Source organism: Bifidobacterium bombi DSM 19703, assembly GCF_000737845.1.
Classification (GTDB): domain Bacteria; phylum Actinomycetota; class Actinomycetes; order Actinomycetales; family Bifidobacteriaceae; genus Bifidobacterium; species Bifidobacterium bombi.
Window position 1 is genome coordinate 1,180,369 of the sequence record NZ_ATLK01000001.1, and the last position, 12,470, is coordinate 1,192,838.

Below are 12,470 nucleotides of genomic sequence, written 5' to 3' on the forward strand. Positions count from 1 at the left end.
CGATCCCTCCACCGGAATAACCGGAATATGCCGCGGAACGCTAGGCATACACATCAAGGACACCGGCATCACCACCGGCATCCAAAATACGCTGATGCCGTTTCTTCACTTCTCCGACGACGAATTCGCGATATGCCTGTGCGATTTCGGGGTCAAGCCCTGCATCGATTGCCACACGACGCTGGCGCGCCGCCTGCTGCGCCTCCCTCTCGGCATCCTCGGGCGCAAAACCGGAAGACGCCTTGAGCCGCCCCACCTCGCGGTCGTTTTGAAGCGTTCCGCCAGCAATGACGTTATGGCTGTATCGATATTGTCTATCGTTCGGCGCAATTCCTTGATGCGCCGAACACTGCCGGCCACTTCGGGGTTCGCTGCGGCCAAGGCGTCATCAATCGTCGTATCGCGCCATCGAACGGACCCCACTCCGTCCGCCACACCGACTTTACCGTTCTCGCTCATGGAATCCTTAATTCTGCTGTTGAATCAAACTTTTAAGGAAATCACGGTTGGTGGCCGTCTTCTTCATCCGCGGAACGATGGTCTGATAGGCCTGCTCGGGTTCCATGCCGCCGAGCAGACGGCGCAGACGGTAGATGACGGCGAGTTCGTCCGGCGCCGTGATGAGCTCCTCACGCCTCGTGCCCGAAGCGTTCATGTCTATGGCCGGGAAAAGACGCTTGTCGGCCAATTCTCGGGAAAGACGTAGCTCCATGTTGCCGGTCCCCTTGAACTCCTCGAATATGACCTCATCCATCTTGGATCCGGTTTCCACCAAAGCTGAAGCGATGATGGTCAACGACCCGCCGTTCTCGATGTTGCGCGCGGCACCAAAGAATTTCTTGGGCGGATAGAGAGCCTGGGCATCGACGCCACCCGAAAGGATACGACCCGAGGCCGGGGCGGCGATATTGTATGCCCTTGCGAGGCGGGTCATGGAATCGAGCAGCACGACGACATCCTGACCAAGCTCGACTAGCCTCTTCGCCCGCTCTATGGCCAGTTCCGCAACGGTGGTGTGGTCGGAGGCTGGACGGTCGAAGGTCGAGGAAATAACCTCCCCTTGCACCGTGCGCTCCATATCCGTCACTTCCTCGGGCCTTTCATCCACAAGCACCACCATGAGATGCACCTCTGGATTATTGGTCGTTATGGAGTTCGCGATGTTCTGCAACGTGATCGTCTTGCCCGCCTTGGGTGGAGAGACGATCAATCCTCGCTGCCCTTTGCCGATGGGCGCCACCAGATCCACCAAACGACCGATGATATTACCGGAGACCGTTTCCTGTTTGAGGCGTTCCTGTGGGTACAGCGGGGTGAGTTTGGAGAAGTTGGGCCTGTCGCCCACCTCATCGAACGCGACGCCATTGATCGTCTCGATGGATTGCAAAGGCACGAACTTCTGACGCTGGTTACGCCTGTCGCCTTCATGCACCGGGCGGATGAACCCATGCACCGCATCACCTTTGCGCAATCCATACTTGCGAATCTGACCCATCGAGACATAAATGTCATTTGCACCAGGCAGGTAGCCCGAGGTACGAATGAAAGCGTACGAATCAAGCACATCGACTATGCCCGCTACAGGCACCAGGTTCGCTTCGTCTCTTCTGGCACCACGGCGCACCGGCGCTGGTTCGACGCCCTCTTCCGCGCGATAATCATGATTGCCATGCGCACGGCTGTTACGATCGTCATACTCGACATCGGACTCATCTTCGCGCTCAGGTATCCTGCGTTGGCGTGTCCTTCCGCGATCAGAATCATTACGAGCGTAACGCTCCTCGCGCATGCGCCCACGACGGACGGAAAGCGACGGCTGCACTTCGACCGACCCATTGCCTTCTTCAGCTACGGGAAGCGTGGCTAAGATATCGTCTAAATTACGCACTTGACCCTCATCGTGCGCACTACCGCTGTTTGCACGAACGTTTTGATTGAGCGGATGACGGCGGAACTTGCGCTCCGACGAATCTTCATCATGGTTACGACGGCGTGGCGAATCCAACCCAAGATCCTCCAACAGATTCATTCCACCTGCGCGGCGGCCCCGAGACAGGGAACGCCCACGCACAGGCGCCCTTCTTACAGCGCTCTTTTTGCCTTCGTCGTCAGACGAGCCCGCGTCAGCGTCGGGCAAGCCGACCTCGTGTCCGATCCTGGAATCCGACCCTTTAAGATGAGTAGCATTTTCCTGCTCCTGTACTGGCAACTCACCCTGCTCTGGCATGTCACCATCCTGCGCCGCATCACCTCCGGCAACGCGCGTCGTTCCGGCCACGCCACGTGTGGAGTCATCCTCCGCATGGTCGCCGTTATCCATCTCAAACGGACTTGAGGATTCCTTGGCGCCAGACTCAACATCATCCGACACCCCACCGGACTTCTTTCCGGTGGGCACAGCTGAACTAGCCGTTGTCTGTTTTTCAGCCACGGGTGCCCCCGCGCTAACACCTTCGGGAGCTTGACCGCCGGAGCGGGCTGCTTGCAGTGTGGCTATCAATTCCGGCTTACGCATCGTCGACGTGCCGCGAAGACCCATCTGCTTAGCTAGCTGCTTCAACTCAGACAGCTTCATATCTTTAATATCTTGGCTTATTGCCACTAGTATGCCTTTCCTTGACTCTTCACGCATTAACCGCCCAAGAGCTTTATGAAAAAGATGCGGTATCCATACCGCGACTAAACGTTCACCTCTTAATCAAGGATTTGAACTTCGTATTATGGTACAGCACATCTCGGACCTGAACACCATCGGCGTGGCGTTTCAATCAATACGCTTATTGCATCATTGTATGCCGCCATGAACAACCATGACTTCACCGATTAGGATTCACTGTCCGCAGGATGCCATTCTCAAACCCTTTCAGGCTCTGGGCCAGCAAACCGATACACCGATCCTCATGATTTACGACAAAACATCAACCGTCCAAAAATCAACAGTACGACCATGAAAAGGCGGTGCGCGCCGAGAGGGAGCACACCGCCTTCAACCATAAAATCATCGGGAATTCATCACGCGGACTTTTCCTCATGATAGGATTTCTCAGTGTTCACAGACCATACGTTCTTCTTATCCTTGCGACCTGACTTGATATTGTCCACCGCTTCAATGGCGGTCGCCATGGAATGGTCTTGGTTGTTGTAACGATGCTGTCCGTTGCGGCCAACGCAAAACAGATTGCCGAAAGTATCAAGGTAATTGATCAGCTCAGGCATCTGGTCATAGGTGTCGAAGTAAGCGGGATACGCCTTCTTCACCTTCTCGCAGTGCGAATCGCGGACATCAGAAGCTCCGTTGATGACGCGCATTCGCGTGAGTTCCTTGATGGCGAAAGCTATGTGCTCCTCATCGCTCATGTTCCAGAACTCGTCGCCTTCCTTGCAGAAGTACTCCAGACCCACCCATACAGTGCCATCGGGGTTCTCCACCATGTAAGGGCTCCAGTTGTTGAATATCTGAAGCCGGCCTACCTTGTAGCCCGGATCCTGCACATAGATCCAGCAATCCGGAACAATCTGAGGATTCCCCAGCGTACGGATGTTCGTCTTGTTCTTGAGACGCAAATGATCCACCAACAGCCCTACGGTCACGAAATCACGATAAGGCAATCCATTAGCCACCCGCACCATCTCAGCAGGAACCGGTTTCGTGGCTTTGGAGTGTCCGGACTGCTTGGAAGGCGCGTCAATCGCGTTGATGAGATCCTTAAGAGGCATAGAACTGATGAATTCATCGGCGGCGAGTTCCGTACGTCCGCCCTGCGCGTCTTCGAACACGACCGAGGTTACAGCCCCGTCCTCACCCTGACGCAACTCGACCACATTCGCATCGGTAAGCACCTTAACGCCGCCTTCGACGCACTGCTTTTCGACCGTCTCCCACAGCTGCCCCGGCCCAAGCTTGGGATACCAGAACTCTTCAATCAGACTCGTCTCAACCTGGCTCGAATCGCGTTTCTTAGGCAGCATCTTCTGTATGGCGTTCTTCAGCACGCTCATCACGCTCAATCCACGCACGCGCTGCGCGCCCCAATCAGCACTGATCTCACTGGGATGACGCCCCCATAACTTCTCCGTGTATCCTTCGAAGAACATGGAATAAAGCTGACGGCCGAAGCGATTGATGTAGAAATTCTCCAAATTGTCTTCCGGCAGCTTGACAAACATGGATTTAAGATAGCTGAAACCGGCCTTCAACGTAAGTTTGAAGCCCAATGCCTTGAACAACGAAGGAGACAGGCTTATGGGGTAATCGAAGAATCGCCTGTTCCAATAAATCCGCGAAACCCTGTGACGCTTAAGCATCACGGCATCGGTTTGTTCCGGGTCAGGTCCGCCCGGCTCCAGATCATGGTGACGGCCCAGCTTCTTGTCATCATAGGAAGGAGCTCCTTGCAACGGGAGGATGTTCTTCCACCAGTCCATGATCCGATCGTCCTTCGAAAAGAACCGATGGCCTCCGATATCCATTCGATTGCCGTTATGCTTGACGGTGCGCGAAATGCCACCGAACTCCTTGGACGCCTCCAAAACCGTCACGTCGAAGCGACCATCGGGTCCGCAACCGCCGTCCTTGGCGAGTTCCCAAGCCGCGGTCAGGCCAGCCGGGCCACCACCGATGATTACGACTGTTTCCTTGCCGGTGTTTCCTGCATCGACCATCACAACCTCCTAAAAACCGAACAGCATCACACTACACGAATGCATGTCCTACCATGAAACCCATGCAGGCTCCTTCCCAACGCAAAACACAACCAAAGTCGTGCCCATACATTGTGGAACGACGTCTCCCGCTTGAAGCATAATCGGACATGACACCTCTGGGCTCAATCCAGCCGTACATCACTTAATATCGTCCAACGATTCGGGAATGTCTATATCGGTCTTTTGAACCTCCTCGACGTTGACGTCCTTGAATGTCACGATCCGAACGTTCTTGACAAAGCGCGACGATCGATACACATCCCACACCCAGGCATCAGTCAGCTGAACATCGAAGTAGACGTCCTGTCCTGCGGAACGGACGTTGAAATCGACCTTATTCGCGAGATAAAAACGGCGTTCGGTCTCCACCACATAGGTAAACAGCTTGATGACATCACGATATTCCCTGTAAAGGGCCAATTCGGCATCCGTCTCATAATTGTCGAGATCTTCAGCGCTCAACGCTGCCTCCTTCACCCATGCGGCCGGGCCTATCGGCATCGGCGTCGACTGACTTCACGACGGACGAATCACGCCCATCGCCACGTCGACCATCCGCACTGCGGCCAAGATTGCGCCACCACGCCTTCTTCGACTTCTTGGCATGGTTCGAGGAATATGGCCATTGCGCCGAATCCTCGGAATCCTTCGTGCCGTGTTGGGCGATTTCCATGGAATGCTCATGCGCCGCCATGACCTCCTGCACGCCGGGATTGTCGGCTATGACGTGCATACCGAAAGCGTCAAGTGATGCAATCGGATCATACTCGTCCGCCAAGGTGTCCATGACAACAAGATCTTGGTACTTGCCTGCGGATGCGTTCCAGAGCGAATCGCGGGAAGTACCGGAAGGCACAAAGCCGAGCGATTGGTACACCGAAAGGGAACGGGTGTTCGTTTCCGGCACCGCCACCCAAATGCGGTGCATCGCCAGCCCCGCCGGTTCCGCAGCGAAGGCATAGGTCATGACCCTGGGCATGGTGTCCCGCGAATAACCACGACCGCGATAATCCTTGCCGAGCAGCATCTGGATGCGCGCCGAGCGGGCCCAACCATCGATATCGATCAGAAACACCATGCCGATAACATTGTCCGTCGCCATGGCATCCACCTGTCCGTCGGAATCATGATCCGCATCAGTAAGCACAGCCCAGGCTATCGTACGGCGGAATTCCGGATCGCCGACACCGGATTCATTCGGCGTACCCCCATTGGACCAAGCCACGGAACGCCGCACCCAGGTGTGCACGATGGCCCGTTCTGCCTTCTCCTCTTTTCCGGTGATTCCCGAAGCATTGTAATAAGCCTGCAACGTGTCAAGCCTGGTGAGGTCGTCAAGAGTGGCAGGACGAAGATGAACCATCTCGCCTCGGATTTCGGGGATGTTCAAACGATCCGGGAGTGTGCGTGAAGCCTGAGAATCGGGAGAATCAGGTGATTTCTCGTCGTTATCTGACATTGGTTGAAGCCCCTTGTTGTGCTTTGCATCTGCATACAAGAATACTGTGCTCGCATGACTATTATCCACAGGCGCCGGGTGCGATCGGCCCCGTTCGTCGCAGCGGCATTGCAAAGAACAAGCGCTGCCGTCCCCATGCGAACTGCACGGGATGGCAGCGCCTCGGAATGCGTCGGCAACGGCCTGAGAGCTCCATCAGATCAGGCCGCGCCGGAATCAGCCCTTGATCTTCTTGATGACCAGAGCGGAGACGGCCTTGGCATCGGCTTGTCCGCGGGTTGCCTTCATGACCGCACCGATGATGGCACCCATGGGCTTCATGTTGCCGGACCGGAGTTTCTCGGCGATGTCCGGATTCTGCGCAAGAGCCTCATCGACGGCCTTTTCGAGCGCACCATCGTCGGAAACGACTTGATAACCATGCTTCCTGACGACCTCATCCGGCGCGCCTTCGCCGGCAAGCACACCCACAACGGTCTGTTTGGCGAGTTTGTCATTGAGCTTGCCATCGGCAACCAGCTTTTCCACCTGGGCCACATCAGAGGGCGTAATCGGCAGCTCCTCCAACGACACCCCCCGGGAGTTGGCTTCGCGCGAAATCTCACCCAGCCACCACTTGCGCGCGCCCGCAGCACCGGCACCGGCTTTGACGGTCTCCTCGACCAGGTCCAATGCGTCGGCATTGATAAGGTCACGCATCTCCAAATCGGAAAGCCCCCACTCCTTCTGCAAGCGCTTGCGACGTTCGGCGGGCATCTCCGGCATGGTCTTCGAGATTTCGTCGATATGCTCCGGGGTAATGTGCAGCATGACCAAATCCGGATCGGGGAAGTAGCGATAATCGTTGGCATCGGACTTCACGCGACCGCCCGCAGTGGTCTGCGTAGCCTCGTCCCAATGACGGGTCTCCTGCAGGATCTCGCCCCCGGCATCCAAGATGGCCGCCTGCCGACGAATCTCGTATTGCAGCGTGCGTTCGATGCCGTGGAACGAGTTGACGTTCTTGGTTTCACTGCGGGTTCCAAGCTCGGTATCGCCCTTACGGCGCAACGAGATGTTGACGTCGGCGCGCATGTTGCCCTGTTCCATGCGGCCATGTGAGATGCCCAATGCCCGCACGATGTCGCGAATGGCACGCATGTACGCACCGGCTATCTCCGGCACCCTCTCCCCTGCACCCTCAACGGGCTTGGTTACGATCTCGATAAGCGGGACACCGGCACGGTTGTAGTCCACCAATGAATGGTCTGCACCCTCGATTCGTCCATCAGTACCGCCGACGTGGGTGTTCTTCCCTGCATCGTCCTCGATGTGCGCACGCTCGATCGGCACACGGAACACCGTTCCGTCGTCAAGCTCGACATCAAGGTAGCCTTCGCCGTTGGTCGGTTTGTCGAACTGCGAAATCTGATAGTCGCGAGGCATATCCGGATAGAAGTAGTTCTTGCGTGAGAACTGGCTCCACTCGTTGATATGGCAGTGCAACGCCAGACCAAGCTTGATGGCGAAATCCACGGCAGTCCTGTTGACCACCGGCAGCGATCCCGGCAACCCCAAGCTCACAGGGGTCAGTTGGGTGTTCGGCTCCCCGCCGAACTCGATATGGGCCGGGCAGAACAGCTTCGTGTTCGTGCACAGCTCGACGTGCGTTTCCAAACCGAATACCGGATCAAACTCTTTGACGGCATCAGAATATTTCATCAAATGTTCAGCCATGATATCCATTCTCCTTACCGTCGTTTACTTCGCGGACTTGCCGTCAAGCCAAGGGGTCTTCAACGAGCTCCAGATCGGACCGCCCCATTGTTCCTCGAGCGCCGCCTCGAGCGCCGCCGCGGGTTTGTACATCACGTCGTCACGCTTCTGCGGCCCAATGAACTGGAAACCGACCGGAAGACCGTCGTCGCTCAGACCTGCGGGAATGCTCATGGCCGGTGTTCCGGCCATGTTCGCCGGAATCGTGGCGATGTCATTCATATACATCGAAAGCGGATCATCCATCTTCTCTCCAAACCTGAATGCTGTGGAGGGCGAGGTTGGAGAAATGAGCACATCCGCCTTTTCGAACGCCTGCTCGAAATCATGGATAATCAGCGTGCGGACCTGCTGTGCCTTGCCGTACCAAGCGTCATAGTAGCCTGCGGAAAGGGCGTAGATGCCAAGAATGATACGACGCTTGACCTCGTCCCCGAAGCCAGCCTCGCGAGTGTACGCCATCATATTCGCCGCCGTCTGTGGAACGCCTTCCGGGGGCATGACGCGCAGACCGTAGCGCATGCCGTCGTAACGGGCCAGATTCGAGCTGACCTCCGAAGGCATGATGATGTAATAGGCGGCCAGGGCATAGTCGAAATGCGGGCAATCGACCTCGACGACTTCAGCACCCATATCCTGCAACAACTTGACACCCTCGTTGAAACGCTGCTTGACACCAGGTTGATAGCCGTCACCGCCCAGCTGCTTGATCAAACCAACTTTCAGCCCCTTCAGATCTCGTCTCATACCCTCACGGGCGGCCTTGGAAAGAGCTGGAACCTCCATGGGAATGGAGGTGGAATCACGCACGTCGTGACCGCCGATGACTTCCTGAAGCAGCGCCGCATCAAGTACAGAACGGGACACCGGTCCGATCTGGTCCAGAGAACTGGCCATGGCAATGGCACCGAACCGTGAAACACCGCCATAAGTCGGTTTGACTCCGACCGTTCCGGTCAGGGCTCCAGGCTGACGAATGGAACCGCCGGTATCAGTGCCCAAAGCCAAAGGAGCCTCAAACGCCGCCACCGCAGCTGCCGAGCCACCACCGGAACCACCGGGCACACGGCTGGTGTCCCACGGATTACGGGTAGGGCCGAAGGCGGAATGCTCCGTGGAGGAACCTTGCGCGAATTCGTCGAGATTCGTCTTGCCGAGAATCGGCATGCCGGCAGCCTTCAGCTTTTCAATGACGGTGGCGTCGTAGGGCGGCACCCATCCCTCAAGAATCTTCGAGGCGGCCGTCGTCTCGATTCCTTTGGTGACGATCATGTCCTTGATGGCGATGGGAACCCCCGCGAGCTCAGGCAACGAACCAACCTCGCCGGCAATGTTTTTCTTATCGAATTCATCGGCCTGGGCACGGGCTTCGTCCGCCGAAACCTTCAGGAACGCATGTAAACCTGGTTCCGCCGCATCGATGACGTTCAGATGCGCGTCCACCAATTCTCGGCTGGAAATCTCCTTGGCCCGCAGCCTGCTCGCCATCTGCGCTGCAGAAAGTCGCAGCAAATCGTTGTCTTGCGAAGTACTCATCACTCTTCATCTCCAAGAATCCGTGGGGCTACGAACATGCCATCCTCAGTCGCCGGGGCTCCTGCAAGCGCGTCCTCACGCTTAAGCGGCGCTTGGGGGATGTCGGGACGCAAATACGCCTCCAACGGAATGGGGTTGGCCGTTGGCTCGACATCGTCGGACGCGACTTCCTGAACCTTGTTGATAGAATCTGCGATGACGTTCAACTCGCCTTGCATGCGGGTCGCTTCCTCGTCAGTGAGCGCTATTTGTGCGAGCTCACCCAAATGCGCGACTGTTTCTCTAGTGAATGTAGGCATGAATCCATTATATTAGGCGATTGTGACTTACAGGTTACTTCTCAACGCCTGCGAACCACGGAGGTTTACCCGGTAACCCGACCGCTCGGTCCAAACGCCGCCCCAGCGTGCGCCGGCGTTCGAAAACGGTATACGAAAACGGCCGCGCCGAATCCCACCAAGAGACCGACGCGGCCGAATGACTGATGCCAATGATGTCACAGATTGTATGTATGCGACACTTTGGCGCCGTTCGTCGAGATGAAATCGGTGATCTCAACCGTGATGGGCGAACTGTCCTTGAGCACGTATCCCTGAGTTACCGTACCGTTGGCGCCCGGTTGCAGCTCCGCCAAGGACGAGTTCGCATCGTACCCGGCCGGCGCATCGGTGTATATCGCCAAATCAAGAGCCTGGCCGTTTTGGAAGGCCTGTGCATGGGTCGCCACGCTGAAGGCGGTGTTCTTCGTGTCCTTGTTCGTCCACTGATACGTGACCAGCGCGGTCGGTGCGCCGTTGTAATCGTTCCCGCTTCGTGCCGCCGAGACAATCTTCACATGAGCGTGCCCCAGGTCCCCCTCGGTATCCTGAGCACCGCCCTTGGCTGCGGATTTAGAGCCGTCGCCTTTCTTCGCATCCTTGGAAGAACCGGAGTCCTTCGGCGCAGAGACCGATGAGGACGCGGATTTCGATGTGGAATCATTGAGCGACTTGCTCAGGCCGGACTGCATTCCCAGCGTAATGACGATTGCCAAAACATTGAGAATCGTGGCGATGATCGTGAGCGCCTTGCCTTTCTTCTTGCCGCGGAACACACCAATCAAGCCGACAACCGCAAGGATCACGCCGATGACGGCAATGATCGCCGCAAAATTGTTGACAATGGGGATGAAACTCAGAATGAACGCAAGAACGCCAAGCACCAAAGCGATGATGCCGCACACCGAATTCCCCACCGGGTTGGAGGAGTGCCGGCCGTCAGGCAACTGCCCACCTGGTACAACGTCGTTCGTATCTAATTGCGTCATGATATCTCTCTTCTACTTGATGTTGCATACTTTGCGTTTTCCTAAACTACGGCATGGAGAGACCTCCCGCTATGGGGCAAAAGGGCAAAAACGGATGACCGTTCGGACACGTGAGAATCTCATAAATGACCTTACGTATACTGGCGCTTGGGGTATCGAGGCAATATCGTAGGAAGCGTGGACACCGATACTGCGCAACAAACCGGTATGACCGGAGACATGACACGACAGGACATGACCGGACCGGCTTCGGGGCATGAACGCATCGTCCCCCAACGTGACGGGGAATCGGGGGAAGTACCCGTACATACGAAATGGTTATGTACAATCACCATGATGGTGTTCGGGTTGCTCCTGGATATTGTGCAGCCCGCGATGCAGACGAACCAGTATTCCCAGGGCACCGTCGGATTCAATTGGTGCATCTTCTCCTTCTTGGTCGGGCTGGTAGCCATCATCATCATCCCGTACCGTTCGAAGTACCCCGAACAGATGTTCTGGGTGGCATGCCTGCTGGTGGTGATATTCCCGCTTGATTCGCTGTTGGCAATCATGATGTTCACGTCCACGCTCGCTAGAAGAAACCAGCGGGCAGTGGCCATACGCTCGACGATAATGGTGACGGCCGTCTCATTATGGTCCCAGCTGCGCGATGCCCGACAGGCCCCGAATGCGTCCGTGTGGAAGATATTCTTCTCCGAGCCACGCGACGACAAGGAGGCACCGATCATCGTGACGACGAACCAGACGACCATCAATTGGGCGGCTACAATCGTGACGTTGAGCGCCATAGCGGTGGCGACGTTGATAGGACTGTACATACGTTCCCGCGCCAGTCTCGATGTAGCGAACCTAAAGACCGATGAAACGCAGAACCATGCCGCCACCCTCGAGAATGCACTCAGCAGCAAACAAGTGTCGGAAGCCATCGCCGCCGAGGCACATGACACACTGGCGCACTCGCTCACCCTGATATCACTGAATGCCAACGTCGTAGTGATTCAAGCCGAACAGCTCCGCAGACAGATGGAAGCCGGTGATGCTCAACGGAACCCAGATCGGCCGGCCGTTGACTACGACAATATCCGGGATACGGCGGCGTCAATTCACGAGAAGGCCACCGACATACAACGTCAGGCAAAGAACGCCCTGAACGACGCGCACTCCATCATCGGCATGCTCAAGAATCCACGGACAGCTCTGCAGGCGTTGGCTCCCAATGACGAGACCTCAATGACCAGGGAGTCGTTGGAAGGACTCATCAACGACGCCAAGGCAAGCGGCATGAAAATCGCCACATGGATCGACATCCATCAATTGAGTGAACTGAACCCCACAATCAGCAAAGTCGCATACCGTGCAGTACAGGAAGGCCTCACCAATGCGCGCAGACACGCCCCAGGCCAGGAAGTCTCTCTGGAACTGACCGCCGCTCCCCAACTTGGCGTGCATATACATATCAGCAATGAGACGGCGGGCGGACATGGCCTCGCGGAGGTTTCGCAGGGCGGACGGACGGACGCCACAAATTGGCCGATGCAGGAACAACAGCCGGATACCGGGGGCAACGGGCTGCCTGGATTGAAGGAACGCGCACGTGCCGTCGGCGGAAAATGCGAATATGGTGTCGACTCCAGGCGCCATTTCACTTTGGAAATGAGCCTGCCCTGGCTCTCCAACACCGCCGAGCCCGTGAAACCCAGCTGAAGG

At 56.6% G+C, this 12,470-nt stretch carries 9 protein-coding genes and 1 pseudogene; 1 reads left to right on the forward strand and 9 read right to left on the reverse strand.

Annotation, left to right across the window (positions count from 1 at the left end; all coding sequences use genetic code 11):
• Positions 1–40: 40 nt before the first annotated feature.
• From BBOMB_RS04465 to BBOMB_RS04505, 9 genes and pseudogenes are all read right to left on the reverse strand, one after another.
• A pseudogene (locus BBOMB_RS04465) lies at positions 41–459 on the reverse strand (chorismate mutase).
• A 7-nt stretch (positions 460–466) separates the two neighbouring features.
• On the reverse strand, positions 467–2,575 hold the full coding sequence (gene rho / locus BBOMB_RS04470; protein ID WP_414133051.1) for a transcription termination factor Rho: 2,109 nt from the start codon (positions 2,573–2,575) through the stop codon (positions 467–469).
• A gap of 437 nt (positions 2,576–3,012) precedes the next feature.
• Positions 3,013–4,662 (reverse strand): NAD(P)/FAD-dependent oxidoreductase, encoded by a 1,650-nt coding sequence (locus tag BBOMB_RS04475; RefSeq protein ID WP_044086991.1) that lies wholly within the window; start codon positions 4,660–4,662, stop codon positions 3,013–3,015.
• A 180-nt stretch (positions 4,663–4,842) separates the two neighbouring features.
• The gene (locus tag BBOMB_RS04480; protein ID WP_044086990.1) at positions 4,843–5,166 is read right to left on the reverse strand and encodes a DUF2469 domain-containing protein; all 324 of its coding nucleotides are present in this window, start codon (positions 5,164–5,166) and stop codon (positions 4,843–4,845) included.
• A complete protein-coding gene (locus BBOMB_RS04485; protein WP_081867297.1) occupies positions 5,156–6,163 on the reverse strand; it encodes a GNAT family N-acetyltransferase in 1,008 nt (335 codons plus the stop codon). Before BBOMB_RS04485 ends, BBOMB_RS04480 begins: the two co-directional genes overlap by 11 nt.
• Positions 6,164–6,379: 216 nt before the next feature.
• On the reverse strand, positions 6,380–7,879 hold the full coding sequence (gatB, locus tag BBOMB_RS04490) for an Asp-tRNA(Asn)/Glu-tRNA(Gln) amidotransferase subunit GatB (protein ID WP_044087242.1): 1,500 nt from the start codon (positions 7,877–7,879) through the stop codon (positions 6,380–6,382).
• Between the two features lie 24 nt (positions 7,880–7,903).
• Positions 7,904–9,454, reverse strand: a complete 1,551-nt coding sequence (gatA, locus tag BBOMB_RS04495) for an Asp-tRNA(Asn)/Glu-tRNA(Gln) amidotransferase subunit GatA (protein ID WP_044086989.1) — start codon at positions 9,452–9,454, stop codon at positions 7,904–7,906.
• Positions 9,454–9,753, reverse strand: a complete 300-nt coding sequence (gatC, locus tag BBOMB_RS04500; protein WP_044086988.1) for an Asp-tRNA(Asn)/Glu-tRNA(Gln) amidotransferase subunit GatC — start codon at positions 9,751–9,753, stop codon at positions 9,454–9,456. The genes gatA and gatC overlap by 1 nt, the downstream gene beginning before the upstream one ends.
• A 197-nt stretch (positions 9,754–9,950) precedes the next feature.
• Positions 9,951–10,760: a DUF5067 domain-containing protein gene (locus tag BBOMB_RS04505; RefSeq protein ID WP_081867298.1), complete on the reverse strand. Its 810-nt coding sequence runs from the start codon at positions 10,758–10,760 to the stop codon at positions 9,951–9,953.
• A gap of 177 nt (positions 10,761–10,937) precedes the next feature.
• Here BBOMB_RS04505 and BBOMB_RS04510 point away from each other — a divergent pair, with 177 nt between their 5' ends.
• Entirely contained in the window at positions 10,938–12,467 is a 1,530-nt protein-coding gene (locus tag BBOMB_RS04510) for a sensor histidine kinase (protein ID WP_052400126.1), read from the forward strand.
• The last annotated feature ends 3 nt before the right edge of the window (positions 12,468–12,470 follow it).